A 23929-nucleotide genomic window follows, 5' to 3' on the forward strand; every position below is an offset into this window, starting at 1 on the left:
GGTAATGACTCCAATTTACTGATAGTGTTTTATGTTCAGATAGTGCCCGATGACTTTGTCATGCAGCTCCACCGATTTGGAGAACGACAGGGACTTCCTGCCCAGCCTTGCCAGATGCTGTCTCAGATTCAGGTTGTGTCGCTCAATTCGCTGCGTGTAACGCTTACTGATGACGTGCAGTTTTCCCTTCAGACGTGACTCATACATCGGCCAGCCGTCCGTCATCCATATCACCACGTCAAAAACTGACAGCAGGCTCAGAAGACGCTCCAGTGTGGCCATAGTGCGTTCACCGAAAACGTGGGCTACCACCGCCCTGCGTATCCTGTCATACGCGTAAAACAGCCAGCGCTGACGTAATTTTGCACCGACGTAGCCCCATTGCTCGTCCATCTCCGCACAGACAATGACATCACTGCCCGGCTGTATCCGGGAGGTTACTGACTGCGGCCTGAGTTTTTTAAATGGCGCAAAATGGTGTTGAGGCCCACGCCCATTAGTCGTGCGGTGGCACGGCAACCGACGCCGTTCATAGCCATATCAATGATTTTCTGGTGTGTACCGGGCTGAGAAGCGGCATAAGTGAAGGTGAGCTGCCATGTTTTACGGCAGTGAGAGCAGAGATAACGTTGATGCCCGGCAGTACTTTTGCCATTACGCATCACGCCTTCAGTAGCGGAACAGGAGGGACAGCAGACGGAGACTGAAGCCACGGGAGCACCTCAAAAACACCATTATACACTAAATCAGCAAGTTGGCAGCATTGCCATATACTTGTGATGATATTAAGGCTTTTGTTATTCATCTGAGTATTTTTCGCAAAATCCATTCAATTCCTTGCATTACTGTTTATTCATCCCAGCATGTTCTCTGCTGTAAAATCATACAGATGTAAACGATTGCGGATGCGGATGACCAATCGTGTTGGTTAAAGGTGATGTTTGTCACAATTATTTCGTAAATGTGAACGGTAGTACTCTTCAGAATGTGGTTTGAGTCATTAGACTAGGGCTTCCAAAACAGGAGGACCCATGGCTTTGCATTCCACGCGCTGGCTGGCGCTCGGTTATTTCACCTATTTCTTTAGCTACGGTATCTTTCTGCCTTTCTGGAGCGTCTGGCTCGAAGGGTTAGGGCTGACGCCGGAAACCATCGGTTTACTGCTGGGCGCGGGGCTGATTGCCCGTTTTCTCGGTAGTTTGCTGATTGCGCCGCGTGTGAGCGATCCCTCCCGGCTGATCTCAGCGTTACGTATTCTGGCTCTGTTGACGCTGGTGTTTGCGCTGGCCTTCTGGGCGGGAACCAACGTGGCGTGGCTGATGGTGGTGATGATCGGCTTTAACCTGTTTTTCTCACCGCTGGTACCGCTGACCGACGCGCTGGCCAACACCTGGCAGAAACAAATCACCATGGATTACGGTCGGGTGCGACTATGGGGATCCGTGGCTTTTGTGATCGGCTCCGCGTTAACCGGCAAACTGGTGAGCCTGTTTGACTATCGGGTGATCCTGGTCCTGCTATCGCTTGGCGTCGCCTCGATGCTGCTGGGCATGATGATTCGCCCGAGCGTGCAGCCAGCGGGTGAAAACCGTCAGCAGGAGAGTGCGGGATGGCCCGCCTGGCGCGCGCTGATAACCCAGAGCTGGCGTTTTCTTGCTTGCGTGAGTCTGCTACAGGGGGCGCATGCTGCGTATTATGGTTTCAGCGCCATCTATTGGCAGTCTGCTGGATATTCCGCTTCGGCGGTGGGCTATTTATGGTCACTAGGAGTGGTGGCGGAGGTGATTATTTTCGCGCTTAGTCACAAGCTGTTCCGTCGCTTTAGCGCCCGCGATCTGCTGCTGCTTTCCGCCGTTTGCGGGGTGGCGCGTTGGGGATTGATGGGCTGGAGCACCGAGCTGCCGTGGCTGATCGTGGTGCAAATCCTCCATTGCGGAACCTTTACCGTCTGCCACCTGGCGGCAATGCGTTATATCGCGGCACGCCAGGGGAGCGAAGTTATTCGTTTGCAGGCGGTGTATTCCGCGATAGCGATGGGCGGCAGTATCGCCATCATGACCGTATTCGCGGGCTATCTGTACCAGAATCTGGGCAGCGGCGTGTTCTGGGTGATGGCGCTGGTGGCGCTCCCGGCAATCGTTCTGCGCCCGAAGGTGGTCGCGCAGCCTGCAACGTTATGATTCGAGAATTTTGCGGATCTGCTGCTGCTGATGCGGCGTAAGCGCCAGATCCGCATGAATCAACGGGGGTGAAAATAGCGGTAGTGGCGTGGTGTACGGCGTAATAATCAGCGTTACACCGCGCGGAGCACCCTCTTTTTGAAAGTCCTGCATCGGCATATGTTTTACGTTGAGCGGCAGCAGCGTCAGTTCGCGTAGCTGTTGCTCTATATGCACTTCAAGTTGTTCATTACTACCGGTCAGCAGGATTATCTGCTTTTCGTGTAAATCCTTCTCCTGCATCAGCCAGGCGCCGAAAATAACGGCCACCAGCCCGATCTCTTCTTCGGAAAATTGCACATCGTATTCGGCCTCGAAGCCGTGAATCGCCTCGCGGGTAGTACGAACCAGCCGGGGATAAAGGCGGCTGAACTCCTCCGGCAGCGTGTTATCAATGCCGATGGCAAACACGCTGCGGTTCAGTGCCTGAGCCAGGTGGATATACAACTGGTCATTCAGCCCTTGCTCATCGCTGAAGCGCACATTGCCATACTCGCGAAAACGTAGCACCAGCCGCGCAATAGCAAGACGCAGGCGGCGATCCTGATGGTGATTATCGCGAATCGGGTCGGGGATACGAAGCATTGAGAACAGCAACGCCATAAACAGCGATTCGCCCAGTGGTGCACTCTGCATGACGTGGCGCTGCCAGTGACGGCCAATTTCCTCTGCGAGCGGATATTCCGCGCAGGATTGCGCCCAGCGTTGCTGGAGTGGGTTAAACTCCGGGGTGATCCCCGCGTGGTGCTGTAGCAGGCAATACTGTAAATACAGACGCAGGAACTGGATGTCACGACACTCAAACGGTTTCTGCAAGCGCCGGGAACACAGATTAATGAGCGCATGCAGATTGGTGTCGTCATACAGCGTACGTGCGATCCCCCTTTGTTTAAGTTCTGCTTTTAACGCCGGGGTAAACTGCTGAGCGATAAAGGCAGGGCAAATCCGCAGGCCACGGCGCAGCCACTGCAACAGACACAGACGTTGATTTAGCGGGGTTCCTTCGATCGTATAGCCACCATTCTGCGCGGTGGCTATCGCGAGCCGGTGATAGCGCTGGATTTCGAGTCCTGCGCCAATAATATCTTCCTGAACCGTGGCATCATCGACGCCGTTGAGGCTGCTGAAGGTTTGTGTAGTCGCGATTTGCCCCGGCAGGAAAAGCGTCAGCAGCACCTGGCAACGGCGCTGGGGAGCGGAAAGTACAGATGGTGGGGCAAGCGTTGACATCATCTGTAGGATCTCCCGTGAGTATGTTTGATAAGAATAGCTAAAGTTTGCTCATAGATTTTGAGAATGGAATGCTTTCCACCAGGAATGCTGGAGAGCGTCACAGAATTTTTAACGTGCGGAACAGATAGCGGTAGTGGAACGCAGCGCGTTAATCCACTTTTTCACTGTTTTATCTTTTGGTTAGATATGCCAGAGATGTACTGCATGTCATGTTAAACATGATGGAGAATATTTTATTCCGCTATGGGGTTCCGTTCACCTGAACGGTGTCATTTCTCTGAAGCGCAGATACCCGTGAACGTGCAAGGGAGGCTCACCGCCGCCTCCCTTGCAACCCAGGCTCCCGGCGGGAAAATCGTCGCGATGCGATTCATTCGTCTTATGCCGTCTGCCTGTCGGGTCGGGGCCGAGCCTGCGTCCCTGCAGGCCATCCCCTCTGCCCGCATCCCTGCGGGCAGCCCCGGTCAGCCGTCAACGTCTCATCGATTTTCAGCCGGACCGGGGTCATCGCTTCAACGCTCTGACTTCCAGTGAAACCCGTTTTGCTGTTTAAACAAAAAACGCAGATGGTCAGGTGTGGGCTGGTCCGGCTGAAAATTGCCGACGTGTTTCCGTAAGGCCGGGAGAGCCAGCATGGATGCTGGCTCAGGGCGCGCTTTGCAAGGACGCTACCTCGCGCCCGGCCCGGTAGCCTGAAGGAATAAGCGGAGGGTATTGCGTAGCAACAATTTTCCCGCGGGGAGCCGGGATTGTTAAGGGTACGGCGATAGTACCCTTAACACGTTCACAGGCAGTATCGTTTCAGAGAAGTGAAAAACATAAGGTGAACGTAGCAATACGCTGGAGGTAAAAAATTCAATGTCTACGGATGCTCCACTCTCAGTTATTGCTATGATCAGTCTCCTTTAACTTACGGCATTTGCTCACGGCTCAGCGTTAATCCCACATCACCACCTGGATGCACAGACAACAGCGTCTCCTTTGAGTAACCGCTTTCGCTCATCAGGCAGGCGCAGGCGGCGTCAAAGATAGCCAGCACCAGTAAAATAGAGGTGGTGGCTAACATGTTCAGCGGGTCGGCCTCACGCTGGACGCCGGTGGAAATCACCAATCTCGACGCTTTAGCAATGGCTGAATCGGCGTTTTCAGTCACGCTCAGAATCGGCACATTTCGCGCATTCAGCCCGGGCAACAGCCGGGTGAGTTCGTCCGAATTCCCCCCACGCGACAGCATAATCACCAGGTCGTTGTCGCGTAAAAAACCGAGATCGCCATGCGCCGCGTCCGTCGCGTTGAGGTAGATCGCCGGGCGTTCCACGCACGCAAGCATATGCGCCACTTTACGCGCCGCAATGCCGGAGGTACCGACGCCAGTGACAACGATTTTGCCCCGGCAACCGCGCAGCTCCGCCATTAACGACTGCCAGAGCGGTTCAGTCAGATGCTGCCCCAGACCCGCCAGGGCATCGCTATAGAGCTGAAATACGCCGGTAGCCTGAGACCAGGAGTTACTCATGCTTCCTCCTGCATCAACTGGCGATATTTCATATGATCCTGATACATCTCGTGGAATACCCGATATTTGCGATCGTAGTACTGCTTAATGCGATTTGTTTGCGGGGTAACCGTTTTACCAATCCGACTCATCGCCGACATCGCTTCCGGGAAGGTTTCGAATACGCCCGCGGCGATAGTTCCCATCATGGCGCCACCCAGCAGCATGGCCTCGCTCTCTTCAGGCAGCAGCATGGCGCAGCCGGTGGCGTTGGCATGTTCCTGAACGAAGATCGGGTTTTTCGTCCCGCCGCCGCTGGCCATTATCGTATCGATGGTGTAGCCGCTTTGATTCATCGTTTCAATGATATGGCGGGTTCCCAGCGCAATGGCCTGGATGGTCGCAAGGTACTGTAGCGCCATATCTTCCGGCGTACGTGACAGCTTCAGTCCGGTGATTGCGCCCGTGAGCGTTGGGTTAGCGCGCGGCGAGCGGTTGCCGTGGAAATAGGGCAGGATGTGCATGTCGCGGGTTAAAAACGCGATATCTTCCGGCTCACCGGCCATTTTACGCAACAGCGCATTCAGCACTTCGTAAATGGTTTGCCCCTGAGATTTAGCCTGCGCCAGCAGGGTTTCGTAGCAAGGATGCGACTGAATAACGTGGTCGATTAACGCCCCGGTTGCCGACTGCCCACCTTCGTTAAGCCAGTATTCTGGCAGTACGGCTGAGTAGTAAGGACCCCAGACGCCGCCGATAAAACGTGGCTCTTTGGAAATTGCCATGTGTCCGGTAGAGGTGCCGCCAATCAGCGCGATACGACGGTCAAAATCCGCCACCTCGCCGGAAACACCGCTTGCCCCGAGCGTGCCGAGGGTACCGGCGTGGGCATCGATGATCGAGACGCTGACAGCTGTCCCCGGAATCAGCCCCATTTCGCTGGCGGCGCGCGCAGACAGCCCGTGACCGAGCGGTTCGCCCATGGTTTTCACATAGCGACCAATTTTGGCAGCATCATGCTCCAGCAAATCTTCCAGCCCAATCTGGCGGAAATAGCTGGCATCCCATTTGTCTTCATGGCCCATATAGGTCCATTTACACACCGTCGAACACAATGAGCGCGTGTCATCGCCCGTTGCGCGCCAGGTCAGGAAATCGGGCAGGTCAAAATAGTAGCCCGCATTAGCCCATGTATTGGGCATATGCTGCTTCAGCCACAGCAGTTTTGGCGTCTGCATTTCCGGGGAGATAATGCCGCCAACGTAGTCCAGCACCCGATGATGCAGGGCGTTGATACGCTCGGCCTGAGTAATGGCGCGGTGATCCATCCATACAATGATGTTCTGTTCGCTGCGCCCGGACGGGCTGATGGTCAGCGGTTTACCTTCTTTGTCCAGCACCACCAGTGAACAGGTCGCGTCAAAGCCGAGACCTTTCACCTGGATAGGGTTGATATCCGACTGGTTAATCGCATCGCGAACCGCGTTACATACCGCCTGCCAGATGTTATCGGAAGACTGCTCAACAAAATCGGCCTGCGGGCGGTAAATCTCGATGGCCCGACTGGCCTGACCGACCATTCTGCCGTTGAGATCAAACACGCCAGCACGGGCGCTTCCGGTTCCGACATCCACACCAATAAAGTAACTTGCCATAATTTTTTCTCCTGAAATCAGGCTTTACGATTCTGTAATGCGATAAAGAGGATCAGCACCGCGCCCCACAGCGCCATCGTCAGATAGCTGCTGACCCCCAGCAAGTTAAGGCCGCTTTCCAGCATTTGCAGCACAATCAGTGCCAGCACCAGGCCGATAATGCGCCCGAAGCCGCCATCCGGGTTGATACCGCCGAGGACGGAGGCAAGGATGGTGACCAGCAGGTAGGATTCACCGTATCCGGCTTTAGCTGAGTTGAATTTCGCCATCATCAAAATGGCGGCGACCCAGCCGAGCAGGGCAGAAATCACGTACACCGAAATTTGTACCCTCACGGTATTCACGCCGCTGTAGCGGGTAGCCTGTTCATTGGAACCAACGAGATACAGGCTGCGCCCAAGCGTGGTGTGTTCCAGCAGTACCCACAGCAGGATTGCCACCAGGAAAAAGAGCAGTAGCGCCACCGGAACACCGGCAATCGTGGCGTTGCCGAGATATTGAATGGCGGTCGGGAAACCGGAAATCACCGTCCCGTTGGAAAGCAGAATATTCAGCCCGGAGATAAGCGTCATCGTGCCGAGCGTGGCGAGAATAGGCGAGACGCCTACCCAGGCAATCAGCGCACCGTTGAGCGTGCCGATGGCCACCGCCACGGCAGCGCCTGCCAGCAGCGCCAGCACCAGAAACAGCGGGTTATCCGGATGGGTGACGATAATCGCCGCCATCACCAGTGAGCAGGCGTTCGCCCCGGCAATAATCGACAGGTTAATGCCGCCGGTCAGCATAGTCATGCCCATCCCGAGGGCCAGCATGCCGAGGATTGGCAGCTGTGAGCCGATCGACTGGAAGTTAGCGACGCTGAAGAAACGGCTGCCGAGCAGGGCCGAGAAAACCAGGGCGACGACCACAATAATCACGCATTGCAGACGGATGATGGCATCACCGGGTAAAAATCTGGCGATTGTTTTCATCTCAAAGCTCCCTTGCCAGTTTGCGTTTTTCGTTCCAGGCCGTGGCGCTAATGCTGACCAGGATAATGGCGCCGCTGAACACGGTGTGCCAGTAAGAGGAGACGCTGAGCAGCGTCAGACCATTTTGTAAGAAGGCCAGCAGAACCACGCCGAGCAGGGTTCCGGTCAATGTACCGCGCCCGCCGCTCATGCTGGTTCCGCCGAGTACTACCGCCGCCAGCACCGTCAGCTCAAAGCCGAGCAGCGAGTTGGGTGCAACTGACTGGGTGATTTGCGCCTGAACTACGGCGGCAACGCCTGCCAGAATGCCCATGTAGCCATAGACGTAGAAATGCAGCTTCAGCAGATTCAGCCCAAGGCGCGAGGCCGCGTCGCGGTTGCCGCCCATGGCGTAAACCTGACGGCCAAGACGGGTATAGTTCATCAGCACGGCGGTAAAGATGATCACCGCCGCCAGGCACAGCAGGGGCAGGGTCAAACCGTAGTCGTAGCCATCCGCCGCGGTGAACGAGAACCAGTTAATGCCGTTCATAAACCAGTCCGGGAAGCCATACAGCCAGGTGCCTTTGGTGGCGTAAACCAGCAGGCCGTAGTAGACGTTCAGCGTCGCGATGGTAATGATGATTGCCGGGACGCGCAGCCAGTAGACCAGAAAACCGTTGATCAGCCCCAGCAGCAGGCCTACCGCAATGGCAATGATTAACGCCAGCGCGAAGTTGCCGCCGTGACCGATAACCCAACTGGCCATTGCATACTGGGCTATCGCGGTCATCGCCGGAAATGAGATGTCGATCCCGCCGGAAATCAGCACCACAAACAGTCCACAGGCCAGGATGCCGAGAATCGCGTAGCTGGTGGCCACATCCGTCAGGTTCCCCAAAGACAGGAACTCGTCGGTGCTGACGCTCAGCCCAACGGCAAGGGCTACAACCAGCAGGCCCAGCCAGAACTCATGTTGCCCGATTAAACGGGAGAGATGCATCTTATTCATTGATTACCTCGACCACTTCAGCAATCTCCTCTTCACGGCATTGATGAGGATTAAATTCCGCCACCAGCTTGCCGCGACGCATTACCAGCACGCGGTGGCTGTTGTAATACGCTTCCGGGATTTCATCGCAAATCATCAGCACCGCCATACCCTGTTCCGCCAAATCGCGGGCTATCTGGTAAATGCCCTCTTTGTTGGCGATATCCACGCCGACGGTAGGCGAGTCGAGGATCAGGATGCGGGGATTGGTCGCCACCCATTTGGCAATGGCGATACGCTGGGCATTACCGCCGGAAAGGGTTTTGACCGGCAGGTGCGGATCGGACACTTTGATATTCAGTTCGCGGATTAAATCGGCGACCAGCTTTTGCGCTTTACGATGATCGAGCAGGCCGCTACCGGTGTGCAGTTGATCAAACACCGTGACGATGGTGTTGTCGTAGATCGACTGTTCCATGATCAGCCCCTGCGTCAGGCGATCTTCTGAGACATAGCCGATCCCGTGTTTGATGGCGTCATGGTTATTGCGCAGTGTGACCGGCTGGCCGTTAATGCGAATCTCGCCGCTTTCCGGGTGCGTCATGCCAAACAGGCTCAGACAAAGCTCGGTGCGCCCGGCACCCAGCAGACCAACAATGGAGACAATCTCGCCGCCGTGCAGCGACAGATTAATGTTCTGGTATTTACCTCTGCGGCTGAGGTTGCTCAGCTCAAGCAGCGGCTCTTGCTCAATCGCGGGCCTTTCCGGCAACGGGCTGTAGTGGAAGCGTTGTCCGGTCATCAGGAAGGCCAGCTCGTGGCTGTCGAGTTCGCTGGCAGGGTATGTGCCCACCAGTTTGCCGTCGCGCATTACGCTGATGCGGTCCGCCACTTCCATCACCTCATCCAGACGATGGCTGACAAACACCACGCAAATTCCGGCCGCTTTTAGTTCATTAACGACCCGCAGCAGGCCATTAACCTCCTGGCGGGTTAGCGAGGCGGTGGGCTCGTCCATAATCACCAGACGCGCATCGGCGGCAATCGCCCGGCAAATGGCGACCAGCTGTCGATCGGCAATCGAGAGTTTTTCAACTTTTTTATCGGGATCGATATTCACCCCGATACGTTTCATGGCTGCCAGCGCCTGCTGTTTCATCGCGCCACGACGCACCCAGATATCGCCACCCGGCAGATAGCGGTTGACCGCGATATTTTCCGCGACGCTAAAGTTGGGGAACAACGACAGGTCCTGATAAATAACCTGAATGCCATAATGGGAAGAGAGCTGCGGCGTCAGGTGATGGAACAATTTTCCATCGAGTAAAATCTGCGCGCCTTTTTCCGGGTGATAAACCCCGGAGATCACTTTAATAATGGTACTTTTACCACAGCCGTTTTGACCCGCCAGACAGTGAACTTCGCCTTTTCTTAGCGTCAGATTCACGTTATCCAGCGCCAGCACGCCCGGGAATTGTTTGCTGATATTCTCAAGAGTGATAAATGCGGTGGTGTCTGCCATGGACAATACCTCTGCGAGCGTCCGGGGGGACGCTGAGTGTTAGTTTGGTTGATAGCGCCGACCAGACGGTCGGCGTTAAGGTTCCCTGGTGTTGGCTAAAGCCTTAGAAACCAAGTGATTGTGCGTTGTCTTTGGTGACTTCGAGGATCTTGTTAAAGCGGATCACTTTCTTCTCCGTGTCGATATCGGCTTTCCCTAAACCATCGATACTCAGATCGGCGTTCACTTCTTTGCCCTGCAACAGCTGATCGGCAACTGTTACCAGCGCGTAGCCCGCGTCTTTTGGATCCCACAGCAGCGCTTTTTTGATATCACCGCGCATCAGATAAGGCGCAGCCTGTGCTGGCATGGCGATCCCGACGACGGCGATCTTATCTTTGGCGCGTTTTTTCTGCACAGCCTGACCCGCACCGATTGGACCCAGTGAACCGAAGCCGATAATGCCCTTCATCTGCGGGTAGGTTTTCATCAGATCCAGCGTTGTGGCGTAGGATTTATCGATGCTTTCCGCGACCGGCAGACGTGAAGTGACCTCGAACATTTCCGGATATTTTTCTTTCTGGTACTTAATTGCATAATCCGCCCACGCGTTATGCAGTGGGACCGTCAGCGAACCAACATAGATGGCATACCCGCCTTTGCCGCCCATATTTTTCGCTAACTCATCGACGTTGGCCTGGGCGTATTTTTCACTGTCGATGGTTTCGATATCCCACTGGCCAATTTGCTCATCTGGGGATTCGTGCGTCAGCACCACGATGCCTTTATCGCGCGCTTTTTTCAGTACCGGCTCAAGGACCTTGGCATCATTCGGCACCACGATGATCGCATTAACGTTTTTGGCGATCAGATCCTCAATCACTTTCACCTGCTGCGCCGGGTCCGGCGTTGAAGGCCCGGTCTGGTAAGCATTCACATCCAGTTTTTTTGCTGCTTCATTTACGCCGGTTTCCATCCGGTTAAACCATGGGATCCCGGTGACTTTGGCAACCACAGCAATTTCATATTTTTCCGCCGCAAAGGACGTGCCGGACAACATGCATGCAGAAACCAGGGTTGCACTGAGTAATGCGAGTTTGAATTTCATAGTTGTACCTTTCGTAGGGGGCAGGACATGTCACGGCGTGAAGTTAACAATGAATGGAAGAGGGAATGAATCATAAGTTTAATGAATGTGATCTATGCCCATTATTGTGAATTTATAGAAATAAAATGGTTAATAATTAGTTAATTTTGCATGTTTTTACATTCAGATGCTCAAGTTTATTGTTAATAAAATATTAAAATGAAACTATAAATTAACAATTTATTATCATTTGACTTAGGTTGTGACGCCGAAAAGGTATTTGGATGGAATTTCCCGAAGAAGAAATTATCGAAATTGAGAACTGAATCGATACCGGAAAAGGGTGCTCAATATTTTTTCGTTCAATGGTATCCTCAGCACTCTTTCGCCAAACCCGGCATCATTATTTGTGGCGGTGTGGATTTTCATCGTGGAGAACTCATGCAAGGCGTTAAACGTATCATTATCACGTTGTTTCTCGCTGTCCTGTCCTTTGGCGCAGGCGCGCATCCCCACAGCTTTATCCATCTGAAAACTGAGATAGTGAGCGAGAATGACCAGTTCGTCGCGCTGAAAATGCGCTGGACGATGGATGAAATTACCTCGGCGGATCTTCTTTACGATGCGGGGAATGCCAAACCTGGTGATGAGATCTGGAAGAAACTGGCGGCGGAAGTGATGGCCAACGTTCTCGGGCAGCACTATTTCACCGAAGTGTGGCACGACGGGCAAAAGGTAAAGTTTAAAAACAGACCGACGGAATATGGCATGGAGCGTGAGGAACATCAGGCGGTGCTGACGTTCGTTTTGCCGCTGGCCGAAGCTCAGCCGCTGAGTGGTCAAAAATATACCCTTTCAACCTTCGACCCGACCTACTACGTTGATATGAGCTATGACAAAGACAGCGACGCCAGGCTGGGGCAGGCCATAAGCCAGAAATGCCGGATTTCAGTACATACGCCGACGCCCAATGAACAAACGCTGAGCTTTGCGCAGTCGCTGGATAAAGAAGACGCACCGCCGGAGGATATGGAGTTGGGTAAACAGTTTGCACAGACGGTAACGCTGCAATGTCAGTAGTTTATCAACAACGTGCAGCCAGACGTCGCTGGCTGACGCTATGGCCGCTGGCTGTCTTTTTGCTGTTGGCGGCAGGCGGCATACTGTGGCTATGGCAGGCCTGGCCGCAGGTGATGATGAAAAGTGTCGTCTGGCAGCGCGACGTTAACCAACAGATGAGCGGGTTGCTGAAAGCGGTTGCTGCCAGGCCGGCCCAGGCCGGGGGATCGCTGCTGCTGTTTAGTTTTCTCTACGGCGTTCTGCATGCGCTGGGGCCGGGACATGGAAAAGTCGTCATTACCACCTGGCTGGCAACGCACCCCTCGAAGCTGAAGTCGAGTATTGGCCTGACGCTAGCCTCATCTTTATTACAGGGGCTGGTCGCTATCGGGCTGGTGGTTGTAGTACTCACAGTCTTGCAGTTGCCTGCACGACAGCTACATATGAGTAGTTTCTGGCTGGAGAAAGGGAGTTATGCTCTGGTTGGCGTGTTGGGTGTTTTATTGTGCGTCCGTGCGCTGAAGAAATTGCGCCAGCTGCTGCGCCGTCCAAAATTCACTGCCTTCACGCCGCATCATGTGCATCACGAGGGTTGCGGCTGCGGGCATCAGCATTTGCCCGATCCTGAACAGCTGCAAAATGGTGATGACTGGCGTGCCCGGTTGATGATCGTGCTGTCTATGGGGATGCGCCCGTGCTCGGGGGCAATCATGGTCTTACTGTTCAGCAAAGTGATTGGCGTTTTTAGCTGGGGTATGGCGTCGGCGCTGGCGATGGCGGCAGGAACATCTTTGACGATTACGTCACTGGCTCTGCTGGTACACAGTTTCCGCTCGCTGGCGGTGAAACTTAGCGGGCATAAAGCGCCGGTATTGTGGCGACAGATTGGCTGGACGACGCTGGCGTTAGCCGGTGGTGCGGTGCTGATCGCTGCTGCGGTAGTGATGTGGATGAGTGCGGTGCCGGTAGGGCGAGGGATAAGACCGTTTTAGCACTGTTGTAGGATGAATGCCTGATGGCGCTTCGCTTATCAGGCCTACGGGGAACTTCCCTGGTAGGCCGGATAAGGCGCTAGCCGCCATCCGGCACCACAGCAGATTAACGCTTCAGCGCGTCGCTCAGTTCGTCACGCATGTTCGCCAGCATGGCTTTCACTACGCGTGGGTTACCTGCAACGATGTTGCCGGTCGCCATGTAGTTATGACCGCCGGTAAAGTCGCAAACCAGTGCGCCAGCTTCACGGGCAATCAGCTCACCTGCGGCGAAATCCCACGGGCGCAGGCCAATTTCGAAATACCCGTCAACGCGCGCAGCGGCAACGTAAGCCAGATCCAGCGCAGCAGAACCGGTGCGGCGGAAGTCCGCGCATTCGGTAAACATGTTGCCAAGAATTTTCATGTAAGAAGCGGCGTGCTGTTTGGCTTTGAACGGGAAACCGGTGGCGATGATGGTGCCATCCAGATCGCGGGCGGTGCTGCCACGCAGACGGTAGCCGTTCAGCTGTGCGCCCTGGCCACGGGTTGCGGTGAACAGTTCGTTACGCATTGGATCGTAAACAACGGCGACTTCAGTACGGCCTTTGATGCGTACTGCGATGGATACCGCGAAGTGCGGCAGACGTTTTACGAAGTTGGTGGTGCCATCCAGTGGATCGATAACCCATTGAACATCCAAATCTTCACCAACATGTTCACCGCTTTCTTCGGTGATGATGGTGTGCTGTGGGTAAGATTTGCGAATCGTTTCGATAATAATCGCTTCGGCGGCTTTATCGACGTTAGTCACGAAATCATTGCTGCCTTTCTGGCTGGTTTCTACAGAGTCTGGGGTTTCGTAGTGTTTGGCAATTACATTACCCGCCTTGCGCGCTGCGCGCACGGCGATGGTCAGCATCGGATGCATCGGTCTCTCTCACTGGATGTTAAAGAACGGGAAAACGGCGCAGAGTATAGCAGCGAGTTCGGAATATGTCTTCGTTTTATGATAATATGCCCGAATAATCTTTAGCCGAAGAAATACAATGCTGCAAAATATTCGAATCGTGCTGGTGGAAACCTCTCACACTGGCAACATGGGCTCTGTAGCCCGCGCAATGAAAACCATGGGTTTAACCAATCTGTGGCTGGTAAATCCACTGGTTAAACCGGACTCCCAGGCCATCGCCCTGGCAGCGGGTGCCAGTGATGTGATCGGCAGCGCGCAGATCGTCGATACGCTCGATGAAGCGCTGGCGGGCTGTAGCCTGGTGGTAGGCACCAGCGCGCGCTCCCGCACGCTGCCGTGGCCGATGCTGGATCCGCGTGAATGCGGTTTAAAAAGTGTCTCTGAAGCGACGAACTCGCCGGTGGCGCTGGTCTTTGGTCGTGAACGTGTTGGTCTGACCAACGAAGAGCTGCAGAAGTGCCATTATCACGTCGCCATTGCCGCGAACCCGGAATACAGTTCGCTCAACCTGGCGATGGCAGTGCAGGTCATCTCTTATGAAGTGCGCATGGCCTGGCTGGCAACGCAGGAAAGCGACAAGGCAGCAGAATACGAAGAAGCTGAGTATCCGCTGGTCGATGATTTAGAGCGTTTTTACGGTCATCTGGAGCAAACGCTGCTGTCGACCGGGTTTATCCGTGAAGGGCACCCGGGACAGGTGATGAATAAGCTGCGCCGTTTGTTTACCCGTGCGCGTCCAGAAAGCCAGGAGTTGAACATCCTGCGCGGGATTTTAGCTTCAATCGAGCAGCAGAATAAAAGCAAGTAACTGTACTAATGCCGGATGCGCTTCGCTTATCCGGTCTACAGGCCGCACGATTCGTAGGCCGGATAAGCGAAGCGCATCCGGCAAGCGAAAATGGCACTGAAGGTTAAATACCTGACTAAATTAGTCAAGTAAATAGTTGACTGATTTAGTCGGGAATGTCAGACTTGCCCCTGCTATGCAATACCCCCATTTTACAATAAAAAACCCCGGGCAGGGGCGAGTTTGAGGCTAAGTAAGACATGAGACTGACATCAAAAGGGCGTTATGCCGTGACCGCAATGTTGGACGTTGCGCTCAACTCCGAAACGGGCCCGGTACCGTTGGCTGATATTTCTGAACGTCAGGGAATTTCCCTGTCATATCTGGAGCAGCTGTTTTCCCGTTTGCGTAAAAACGGTCTGGTTTCCAGCGTACGTGGACCAGGCGGCGGGTATCTGCTGGGTAAAGATGCCGGCAGCATCGCAGTAGGTGAAGTGATTAGCGCTGTTGACGAGTCTGTAGATGCGACCCGTTGCCAGGGCAAAGGCGGTTGTCAGGGCGGCGATAAATGCCTGACCCACGCGCTGTGGCGCGATCTGAGCGATCGTCTGACCGGTTTCCTCAACAACATTACGTTGGGCGAACTGGTAAATAATCAGGAAGTCCTGGATGTGTCTGGTCGCCAGCATACCCATGACGCTCCACGCACTAATCGTGCTCAAGACGCGATCGACGTTAAGTTACGCGCATAATAAAAGTATTTTAGAATCAGGCCGGGGTGCTACACACCCCGTTAACTCGGTCGTACATCCAGCCGGTTGCCTGATTCCTTGCATTGAAGCGATGTACGGAGTTTATAGAGCAATGAAATTACCGATCTATCTCGATTACTCCGCAACCACGCCGGTGGACCCGCGTGTTGCCGAGAAAATGATGCAGTGTCTGACCCTGGACGGAAACTTTGGTAACCCAGCGTCTCGTTCACACCGTTTTGGCTGGCAGGCTGAAGAGGCGGTAGATATCGCCCGTAACCAGATTGCCGACCTCGTGGGCGCTGACCCGCGTGAAATCGTATTTACTTCCGGTGCGACTGAATCCGATAACCTGGCGATTAAAGGTGCAGCCAACTTTTATCAGAAAAAAGGCAAGCACATCATCACCAGCAAAACCGAACACAAAGCCGTGCTGGATACCTGTCGTCAGCTGGAGCGCGAAGGGTTCGAAGTTACCTACCTCGCCCCGCAGCGTAACGGCATTATCGACCTGAAAGAACTTGAAGCGGCAATGCGTGACGACACCATCCTCGTGTCCATCATGCATGTGAACAACGAAATCGGCGTGGTGCAGGATATCGCGACTATCGGCGAAATGTGCCGTGCTCGCGGCATCATCTATCACGTTGATGCGACCCAGAGCGTGGGCAAACTGCCTATCGATCTGAGCCAACTGAAAGTTGACCTGATGTCCTTCTCCGGCCACAAAATCTATGGTCCGAAAGGTATCGGCGCGCTATACGTTCGTCGTAAACCGCGTATTCGTATTGAAGCGCAGATGCACGGCGGCGGTCACGAGCGCGGTATGCGTTCCGGTACGCTGCCTGTGCACCAGATCGTCGGTATGGGTGAAGCTTACCGTATCGCTAAAGAAGAGATGGAAACAGAGATGGCGCGCCTGCGCAGTCTGCGTAACCGTCTGTGGAATGGCGTGAAAGATATGGAAGAGGTGTACCTCAACGGTGACCTCGAGCAGGGCGCACCAAACATTCTCAACGTCAGCTTCAACTTTGTTGAAGGCGAGTCGCTGATTATGGCGCTGAAAGACCTGGCGGTATCCTCCGGTTCTGCATGTACTTCTGCAAGCCTGGAGCCATCCTACGTGCTGCGCGCGCTGGGGATGACCGACGAGCTGGCACACAGCTCAATTCGTTTCTCTTTAGGTCGTTTCACTACCGAAGAAGAGATTGACTATGCCATCAATCTGGTTCGCAACTCCATCGGCCGCCTGCGCGACCTTTCTCCGCTGTGGGAAATGTTCAAACAGGGCGTGGATCTGAACAGCATTGAATGGTCACATCACTAATCGGTACCGATAAGGAGAATTCAGCATGGCTTACAGCGAAAAAGTAATCGATCATTACGAGAATCCACGTAACGTGGGCTCTTTTGACAACAGCGACGAGAACGTGGGCAGCGGCATGGTGGGTGCACCGGCCTGTGGCGACGTGATGAAGTTGCAGATCAAAGTCAACAATGAGGGTATCATTGAAGACGCGCGTTTCAAGACTTACGGCTGCGGTTCCGCTATTGCTTCCAGCTCTCTGGTTACCGAATGGGTAAAAGGGAAATCTCTGGACGAAGCACAGGCGATTAAAAACACCGATATCGCCGACGAGCTTGAACTGCCACCGGTGAAAATTCACTGCTCTATTCTGGCTGAAGACGCGATTAAAGCCGCGATTGCGGATTACAAAAGCAAACGTGAAGCAAAATAATTAAGAGTTGAGGTTTTATTATGTCGATTACCTTAAGCGACAGTGCAGCAGCGCGTGTAAATACCTTCCTGGCAAACCGCGGTAAAGGGTTTGGTCTGCGTCTGGGCGTGAGAACCTCCGGCTGCTCAGGTATGGCCTATGTACTGGAATTTGTTGACGAGCCGGCGGCTGAAGATACCGTGTTTGAAGACAAAGGCGTAAAAGTCGTGATCGACGGTAAGAGCCTGCAATTCCTCGACGGTACGCAGTTAGACTTCGTCAAAGAAGGTCTGAACGAAGGGTTTAAGTTCACTAACCCGAACGTGAAAGACGAATGTGGATGCGGCGAAAGCTTCCACGTGTAACGCGCTTACTGATAACCCCACCGTGGTCGCCTGCGCGTGGGGTTTGTTTTACCTGACTCTCTGGTTTTGCCTCATCGAACAACAGAGAATCGATGCCCTGAGAATGTTATGGACTACTTCACCCTCTTTGGCTTACCGGCCCGTTATCAGCTCGATACTCAGGCGCTGAGCCTACGTTTTCAGGATCTACAACGTCAGTATCATCCTGATAAATTCGCCAGCGGTTCCCAGGCGGAACAACTTGCTGCGGTTTCGCAGTCCGCCACTATCAACCAGGCCTGGCAAACGCTGCGTCATCCTTTGATGCGCGCAGAATACTTATTGTCTTTACACGGTTTTGATATCCGCAGCGAGCAGCACACGGTGCGCGATACCGCGTTCCTGATGGAGCAACTTGAGCTGCGTGAAGAGCTGGACGAGATTGAACAGGCAAAAGACAGTCAACGTTTAGATGCGTTTATGAAACGCGTCAGCGAAATGTATAACGTTCGCCATCAACTGATGGTGGAACAGCTGGATAGCGAGACGTGGGACGCAGCGGCAGATACCGTGCGTAAGCTGCGTTTTCTCGATAAACTGCGAAGCAGTGCAGAACAACTCGAAGAAAAACTGCTCGATTTTTAATTTCCGGAAGCGAAAATGGCCTTATTACAAATTAGTGAGCCTGGTCTGAGCGCCGCGCCGCACCAGCGTCGTCTGGCGGTAGGTATCGATTTAGGCACTACCAACTCCCTGGTTGCGACCGTACGCAGCGGCCAGGCCGAAACGCTGGCAGACCATGAAGGTCGCCACCTGTTGCCGTCAGTGGTTCACTATCAGCAGCAGGGCTACTCTGTCGGTTATGATGCCCGCGCCAATGCCGCGCTGGATACGGCCAACACCGTCAGCTCGGTAAAACGCATGATGGGCCGCTCTCTGGCGGATATTCAGGCGCGTTACCCGCATCTGCCTTATACGTTCCACGCGAGCGAAAACGCTTTGCCGATGATTGAAACCGCAGCCGGTTTGCTTAACCCGGTGCGTGTCTCCGCTGATATTCTGAAAGCGCTGGCCGCGCGGGCTACCGAATCGCTGTCCGGCGAACTGGACGGCGTGGTAATCACCGTTCCGGCTTACTTTGACGATGCACAGCGTCAGGGGACCAAAGACGCCGCGCGTCTGGCGGGCCTGCACGTATTGCGTCTGCTGAACGAACCGACCGCAGCGGCGATCGCGTATGGTCTGGACTCCGGTCAGGAAGGCGTGATCGCAGTCTACGATCTTGGCGGCGGTACGTTTGATATTTCTATTCTGCGCCTGAGCCGTGGCGTGTTTGAAGTGCTGGCGACCGGCGGTGATTCCGCGCTCGGCGGCGATGATTTTGACCATCTGCTGGCCGATTACATTCGCGAGCAGGCGGGCGTGGCCGATCGCAGCGATAACCGCGTTCAGCGTGAACTGCTGGATGCCGCGATTGCAGCGAAAATCGCACTTAGCGACGCTGATTCTGTAACGGTTAACGTGGCTGGATGGCAGGGTGAAATCACTCGTGAAACCTTTAATGAACTCATTTCCGCACTGGTCAAGCGTACGCTGCTGGCCTGCCGTCGCGCGCTGAAAGATGCGGGCGTGGAGCCGCAAGATGTGCTGGAAGTTGTGATGGTTGGCGGTTCAACGCGCGTGCCTCTGGTACGTGAACGCGTCGGTGAATTTTTTGGCCGCACGCCGCTGACCTCTATTGACCCGGACAAAGTGGTCGCTATCGGTGCGGCAATTCAGGCGGATATTCTGGTCGGGAATAAGCCGGACAGCGAAATGCTGCTGCTGGACGTTATCCCGCTGTCTCTGGGACTGGAAACCATGGGCGGTCTGGTGGAGAAAGTGATCCCGCGTAACACCACTATCCCAGTGGCGCGCGCGCAGGACTTTACCACCTTTAAAGATGGCCAGACCGCGATGTCCATTCACGTGATGCAAGGCGAGCGTGAACTGGTGCAGGACTGCCGTTCCCTGGCGCGTTTTGCGCTGCGCGGCATCCCGGCATTGCCAGCAGGCGGCGCGCATATTCGCGTGACCTTCCAGGTAGATGCTGATGGGCTGCTGAGCGTCACCGCCATGGAGAAATCCACAGGCGTTGAGTCCTCAATCCAGGTTAAACCGTCCTACGGTCTGACCGACAGTGAAATCGCCTCCATGATTCAGGATTCGATGAGTTTTGCCGAGCAGGACGTAAAAGCCCGTATGCTGGCAGAACAGAAAGTCGAAGCGGCACGCGTACTGGAAAGTTTATCCGGTGCGCTGAACGCTGATGCCGCGCTGTTAAGCGCCGCAGAACGTCAGGCTATCGACACCGCCGCCGCGCACTTGAGCGAGGTTGCACAGGGTGACGATGTTGACGCGATAGAACAAGCCATTAAAAACGTAGACAAACAAACCCAGGAATTCGCCGCTCGCCGCATGGACAAATCCGTCCGTAGCGCGCTGAAAGGCCATTCCGTGGACGAGGTTTAATATGCCAAAGATTGTTATTTTGCCTCATCAGGATCTCTGTCCCGATGGCGCAGTTCTGGAAGCTGAGACCGGCGAAACCATTCTCGACGTTGCCCTGCGTAACGGGATCGAGATTGAACACGCCTGTGAAAAATCCTGTGCCTGTACTACCTGCCACTGCATCGTGCGTGAAGGTTTTGATTCTTTGCCGGAAAGCACAGAAGAAGAAGACGACATGCTGGATAAAGCCTGGGGACTGGAGCCGGAGAGCCGTTTAAGCTGTCAGGCGCGGGTAACCGAGGACGATTTAGTGGTCGAAATCCCACGTTACACAATCAATCATGCGCGTGAGCATTAACAGAGGGTAGTATGGGACTGAAGTGGACCGATAGCCGCGAAATCGGCGAGGCGCTGTATGACGCTTTCCCCGATCTCGATCCCAAGACCGTTCGTTTCACCGATCTGCACCAGTGGATCTGTGACCTGGAAGAGTTCGATGATGATCCTCAGGCATCGAACGAAAAAATCCTTGAGGCCATTTTGCTGGTCTGGCTGGACGAAGCCGAATAAGTCAACGGGCTGCCCACGGGTGGCCCGTTTTCCTGTATGCGCGAAAATAAGGATAAATAAAATGACAGAAGCCATGAAAATTACGCTTTCCACGCAACCCGCCGATGCCCGCTGGGGTGAAAAGGCGACATACAGCATTAATAATGACGGCATTACCCTGCACCTGAACGGAAAAGATGACCTCGGCCTTATCCAGCGTGCCGCGCGTAAAATCGACGGCCTGGGTATTAAACACGTTCAACTGGATGGTGAAGGCTGGGATACCGAACGTAGCTGGGCGTTCTGGCAGGGCTACAAGGGACCAAAAGGCACCCGCAAAGTTGAGTGGGCCGCTCTGGACGAAGCGCAGCGCAAAGAGCTGGATAGCCGTCTGAAGATTATTGACTGGGTGCGCGATACCATTAACGCCCCGGCAGAAGAGCTGGGCCCTGAACAGCTGGCGCAGCGCGCTGTTGATCTGCTGTGCTCCGTCGCGTGCGATAACGTCTCTTACCGCATCACCAAAGGTGAAGATCTGCGCGAGCAGAACTACATGGGTCTGCATACCGTGGGTCGCGGCTCTGAACGTCCGCCGGTGCTGCTGGCGCTGGACTACAACCCAACAGGCGACAAAGAAGCCCCGGTTTATGCCTGCCTGGTTGGTAAGGGAATTACTTTTGATTCCGGTGGTTACAGCATCAAGCAAAGCGCATTTATGGACTCAATGAAGTCCGACATGGGCGGTGCGGCAACGGTCACCGGCGCGTTGGCATTTGCCATCACCCGTGGTCTGAACAAGCGCGTGAAGCTGTATCTGTGTTGCGCGGATAACCTGATTAGCGGCAACGCCTTTAAGCTCGGCGATATCATTCACTATCGCAACGGTAAAAAAGTTGAAGTGATGAATACCGATGCCGAAGGACGTCTGGTGCTGGCCGATGGCCTGATCGATGCCAGCGCGCAGAAACCGGAGCTGATTATTGATGCTGCCACGCTGACCGGCGCGGCGAAAACCGCGCTGGGCAATGATTACCACGCGCTGTTTAGCTTTGATGATCAGCTGGCTGCTCGCCTGCTGGCAAGTGCGGCGCAAGAAAACGAACCGTTCTGGCGTCTGCCGCTGGCAGAGTTCCATCGTAGTCAGTTGCCGTCTAACTTTGCCGAACTGAATAACACCGGCAGCGCGGCTTACCCGGCTGGTGCAAGCACCGCGGCGGGCTTCCTGTCCCATTTCGTGGAAAACTACCAGCAGGGCTGGCTGCACATCGACTGCTCCGCAACCTATCGCAAAGCGCCGGTTGAACAGTGGTCTGCGGGCGCAACCGGTCTGGGTGTGCGCACGATTGCGAATCTGCTGACCGCATAATTTATTACTGTATTGCCGGATGGCGCTACGCTTATCCGGCCTACATGTATTCATCCAATTTGTGATACTTATGTCCGAAACAAAAAACGAATTAGAAACGTTGCTGGAGCAAGCGGCAACAGAGCCTGCGCATCGTCCGGCATTTTTCCGTACTTTACTGGAATCCACCGTCTGGGTTCCGGGTACTGCCGCAGAAGGCGAGGCGGTGGTTGAAGACAGCGCTCTCGACCTGCAGCACTGGGAAAAAGAAGACGGCACGACCGTGATCCCGTTCTTCACCTCTCTGGAAGCCCTGCAGCAGGCGGTGGAAGATGAGCAAGCATTTGTCGTTATGCCGGTGCGTACGTTGTTTGAAATGACGCTCGGCGAAACGCTGTTTCTCAACGCGAAACTGCCGACCGGTAAAGAGTTTATGCCGCGTGAAATCAGCCTGCTGATGGGGGAAGAGGGGAATCCGCTCAGCACCCAGGAAGTACTGGAAGGTGGTGAATCGCTGATCCTCTCTGAAGTCGCTGAACCTCCGGCGCAAATGATTGACTCGCTGACTACGCTGTTTAAAACCATTAAGCCGGTAAAACGCGCGTTTCTCTGCTCAATCAAAGAAAGCGCGGAAGCCCAGCCGAATCTGCTGATTGGTATTGAAGCAGAAGGGGATATTGAAGAGATCATCCACGCTGCTGGCAGCGTCGCGACCGATACGCTGCCGGGCGATGAACCTATTGATATCTGCCAGGTGAAGAAGGGTGAGAAGGGCGTGAGCCACTTTATCACTGAGCATATCGCACCGTTCTACGAACGCCGCTGGGGCGGTTTCCTGCGCGACTTTAAACAGAACCGGATTATCTAAATTGTAGGCCGGATAAGCGAAGCGCTATCCGGCTTTTCCAGCTTTATAATTGCGGTTCTACCGGTAAATCGTTGCGTGCTCCCCATTCGCTCCATGCGCCGTCATACAATGCGACGTCAGAAACGCCCAGCGTGGCAAGTGCCAGCACGACGACGGCAGCCGTTACGCCGGAGCCGCAGCTGGCGATAATAGGGCGGTCAAAGCTCACGCCGTGGCTGAAGAAAATAGCATCCAGCTCATCGGTGGTTTTCAGTTCGCCGTCACGAACCAGTTCTGTCCACGGTACGTTAAGCGCACCCGGCACATGACCACGTTTCAGACCAGGACGCGGCTCGTCAACTTCGCCATTAAAACGCGCAGCCGGACGTGCATCGACGATCTGCGCCGTTTTTTCATGACTGGCCAGCAGTACATCGGTAACGCGCACAACTGCGTCAGGCGTAAAGGCCACGTTAAATTCACCTTCAGGTACATCCTCATCGCCTTCCTTGAGCATTAGCTCATCGCGCTTCCAGCCTGCCAGACCTCCTGCCAGAATGGAGACATTTTCGACGCCAAATGTCCGCAGCATCCACCATGCGCGTGGCGCGGAAAACAGATTACCGTCATCGTAGATAACCAGATGCTTATCCTGATCAACGCCCAGCTCGCGCATCGCAACGGCAAAGGCTTCGGGGCGTGGCATCATATGCGGTAGCGGTGAGGTATGATCGGAAAGCGCTTCAATATCAAAAAATACTGCGCCAGGAATATGGCCCTCACGATACTCCTCGCCAACATCGCGATCTTCCTGTCCTGGAGGTGCCATCCGGGCATCAAGAATTTGTATTTCCGGGTCGTCAATGTGTTCGGCAAGCCAGTCGGCAGCGACAAAGAAGGCGGTGGTCATAGGCATCTCCATTTTTACCAGGTTTTGGCAAATTGTCGGATGTTTACCGTAAA

Annotated in this window: 24 protein-coding genes; 14 read left to right on the plus strand and 10 right to left on the minus strand. The window is 54.5% G+C overall.

All coding sequences use genetic code 11. The annotated features are described in order from the left end of the window. Nucleotides 1-15: 15 nt before the first annotated feature. Nucleotides 16-713 (minus strand): IS1 family transposase gene (locus OGY37_RS09610; RefSeq protein ID WP_286619986.1). Its coding sequence is split into 2 segments (ribosomal slippage): nt 16-464 and nt 464-713, totalling 699 coding nucleotides; the frame shifts between segments, so codons are not numbered across the junction. Nucleotides 714-1031: 318 nt separating this feature from the next. Between OGY37_RS09610 and OGY37_RS09615 the strand changes: the two genes are divergently transcribed. Beyond that, on the plus strand, nt 1032-2180 hold the full coding sequence (locus OGY37_RS09615) for a 3-phenylpropionate MFS transporter (protein WP_125112739.1): 1149 nt from the start codon (nt 1032-1034) through the stop codon (nt 2178-2180). Here OGY37_RS09615 and csiE read toward each other — a convergent pair. The 7 genes from csiE to OGY37_RS09650 all read right to left on the minus strand — a co-directional run bounded on the left by csiE (nt 2175) and on the right by OGY37_RS09650 (nt 11152). After that, a complete protein-coding gene (gene csiE / locus OGY37_RS09620) occupies nt 2175-3452 on the minus strand; it encodes a stationary phase inducible protein CsiE (RefSeq protein ID WP_003835255.1) in 1278 nt (425 codons plus the stop codon). The genes OGY37_RS09615 and csiE overlap by 6 nt on opposite strands. A 910-nt stretch (nt 3453-4362) precedes the next feature. After that, nucleotides 4363-4968, minus strand: a complete 606-nt coding sequence (locus OGY37_RS09625; RefSeq protein ID WP_279275625.1) for a KpsF/GutQ family sugar-phosphate isomerase — start codon at nt 4966-4968, stop codon at nt 4363-4365. Then, nucleotides 4965-6602, minus strand: coding sequence for an FGGY-family carbohydrate kinase (locus OGY37_RS09630; RefSeq protein WP_003835250.1), 1638 nt, complete (start codon nt 6600-6602; stop codon nt 4965-4967). The genes OGY37_RS09625 and OGY37_RS09630 overlap by 4 nt, the downstream gene beginning before the upstream one ends. Before the next feature lie 17 nt (nt 6603-6619). Further along, entirely contained in the window at nt 6620-7573 is a 954-nt protein-coding gene (locus OGY37_RS09635) for an ABC transporter permease (protein WP_003835248.1), read from the minus strand. A 1-nt stretch (nt 7574) separates the two neighbouring features. After that, entirely contained in the window at nt 7575-8564 is a 990-nt protein-coding gene (locus OGY37_RS09640) for an ABC transporter permease (RefSeq protein WP_071446845.1), read from the minus strand. After that, nucleotides 8557-10065, minus strand: coding sequence for a sugar ABC transporter ATP-binding protein (locus tag OGY37_RS09645; protein WP_286620684.1), 1509 nt, complete (start codon nt 10063-10065; stop codon nt 8557-8559). Before OGY37_RS09645 ends, OGY37_RS09640 begins: the two co-directional genes overlap by 8 nt. 103 nt (nt 10066-10168) lie before the next feature. Then, entirely contained in the window at nt 10169-11152 is a 984-nt protein-coding gene (locus tag OGY37_RS09650) for an autoinducer 2 ABC transporter substrate-binding protein (protein WP_003037665.1), read from the minus strand. Nucleotides 11153-11572: 420 nt separating this feature from the next. Between OGY37_RS09650 and OGY37_RS09655 the strand changes: the two genes are divergently transcribed. After that, a complete protein-coding gene (locus OGY37_RS09655; protein WP_079939500.1) occupies nt 11573-12211 on the plus strand; it encodes a DUF1007 family protein in 639 nt (212 codons plus the stop codon). Next, entirely contained in the window at nt 12202-13182 is a 981-nt protein-coding gene (locus tag OGY37_RS09660) for a nickel/cobalt transporter (RefSeq protein ID WP_286547462.1), read from the plus strand. Before OGY37_RS09655 ends, OGY37_RS09660 begins: the two co-directional genes overlap by 10 nt. A gap of 106 nt (nt 13183-13288) precedes the next feature. Here the strand turns inward: OGY37_RS09660 and suhB are convergent, their stop codons facing one another. After that, nucleotides 13289-14092: an inositol-1-monophosphatase gene (suhB, locus tag OGY37_RS09665; RefSeq protein ID WP_003835237.1), complete on the minus strand. Its 804-nt coding sequence runs from the start codon at nt 14090-14092 to the stop codon at nt 13289-13291. A gap of 118 nt (nt 14093-14210) precedes the next feature. Between suhB and trmJ the strand changes: the two genes are divergently transcribed. The 11 genes from trmJ (at nt 14211) to sseB (ending at nt 22987) form a co-directional block, all read left to right on the plus strand. Further along, nucleotides 14211-14942 (plus strand): tRNA (cytosine(32)/uridine(32)-2'-O)-methyltransferase TrmJ, encoded by a 732-nt coding sequence (gene trmJ, locus OGY37_RS09670; RefSeq protein ID WP_079939502.1) that lies wholly within the window; start codon nt 14211-14213, stop codon nt 14940-14942. Nucleotides 14943-15181: 239 nt separating this feature from the next. After that, the gene (gene iscR, locus OGY37_RS09675) at nt 15182-15673 is read left to right on the plus strand and encodes a Fe-S cluster assembly transcriptional regulator IscR (RefSeq protein ID WP_003037674.1); all 492 of its coding nucleotides are present in this window, start codon (nt 15182-15184) and stop codon (nt 15671-15673) included. Between the two features lie 112 nt (nt 15674-15785). After that, a complete protein-coding gene (gene iscS / locus OGY37_RS09680; protein ID WP_003835233.1) occupies nt 15786-17000 on the plus strand; it encodes a cysteine desulfurase in 1215 nt (404 codons plus the stop codon). Nucleotides 17001-17025: 25 nt separating this feature from the next. Further along, the gene (gene iscU, locus OGY37_RS09685; protein WP_002913991.1) at nt 17026-17412 is read left to right on the plus strand and encodes a Fe-S cluster assembly scaffold IscU; all 387 of its coding nucleotides are present in this window, start codon (nt 17026-17028) and stop codon (nt 17410-17412) included. 20 nt (nt 17413-17432) lie between these two features. Then, nucleotides 17433-17756, plus strand: a complete 324-nt coding sequence (gene iscA, locus OGY37_RS09690) for an iron-sulfur cluster assembly protein IscA (RefSeq protein ID WP_003835203.1) — start codon at nt 17433-17435, stop codon at nt 17754-17756. Nucleotides 17757-17864: 108 nt separating this feature from the next. Next, nucleotides 17865-18380 (plus strand): co-chaperone HscB, encoded by a 516-nt coding sequence (gene hscB, locus OGY37_RS09695; RefSeq protein ID WP_003835201.1) that lies wholly within the window; start codon nt 17865-17867, stop codon nt 18378-18380. Nucleotides 18381-18395: 15 nt separating this feature from the next. After that, nucleotides 18396-20246, plus strand: coding sequence for a Fe-S protein assembly chaperone HscA (gene hscA / locus OGY37_RS09700; protein ID WP_286620686.1), 1851 nt, complete (start codon nt 18396-18398; stop codon nt 20244-20246). Between the two features lies 1 nt (nt 20247). Continuing rightward, nucleotides 20248-20583 (plus strand): ISC system 2Fe-2S type ferredoxin, encoded by a 336-nt coding sequence (gene fdx, locus OGY37_RS09705; protein WP_003037690.1) that lies wholly within the window; start codon nt 20248-20250, stop codon nt 20581-20583. A gap of 11 nt (nt 20584-20594) precedes the next feature. After that, on the plus strand, nt 20595-20795 hold the full coding sequence (gene iscX, locus OGY37_RS09710) for a Fe-S cluster assembly protein IscX (RefSeq protein WP_003037694.1): 201 nt from the start codon (nt 20595-20597) through the stop codon (nt 20793-20795). A gap of 61 nt (nt 20796-20856) precedes the next feature. Continuing rightward, complete coding sequence (pepB, locus tag OGY37_RS09715) at nt 20857-22140, plus strand: aminopeptidase PepB (protein ID WP_008785461.1); 1284 nt, start codon at nt 20857-20859, stop codon at nt 22138-22140. A gap of 70 nt (nt 22141-22210) precedes the next feature. After that, nucleotides 22211-22987 carry an enhanced serine sensitivity protein SseB gene (sseB, locus tag OGY37_RS09720; RefSeq protein ID WP_016157136.1) on the plus strand — a complete coding sequence of 259 codons (777 nt, stop codon included), beginning with the start codon at nt 22211-22213 and terminating at the stop codon, nt 22985-22987. Between the two features lie 43 nt (nt 22988-23030). On the opposite strand, the gene sseA is transcribed toward sseB, so the two are convergent. Next, complete coding sequence (gene sseA, locus OGY37_RS09725) at nt 23031-23876, minus strand: 3-mercaptopyruvate sulfurtransferase (RefSeq protein ID WP_286620688.1); 846 nt, start codon at nt 23874-23876, stop codon at nt 23031-23033. Between the last annotated feature and the right edge of the window lie 53 nt (nt 23877-23929).

Origin of the sequence: Citrobacter sp. Cpo030 (genome assembly GCF_030333005.1) — a bacterium.
Taxonomy (GTDB): Bacteria; Pseudomonadota; Gammaproteobacteria; order Enterobacterales; family Enterobacteriaceae; genus Citrobacter; species Citrobacter portucalensis.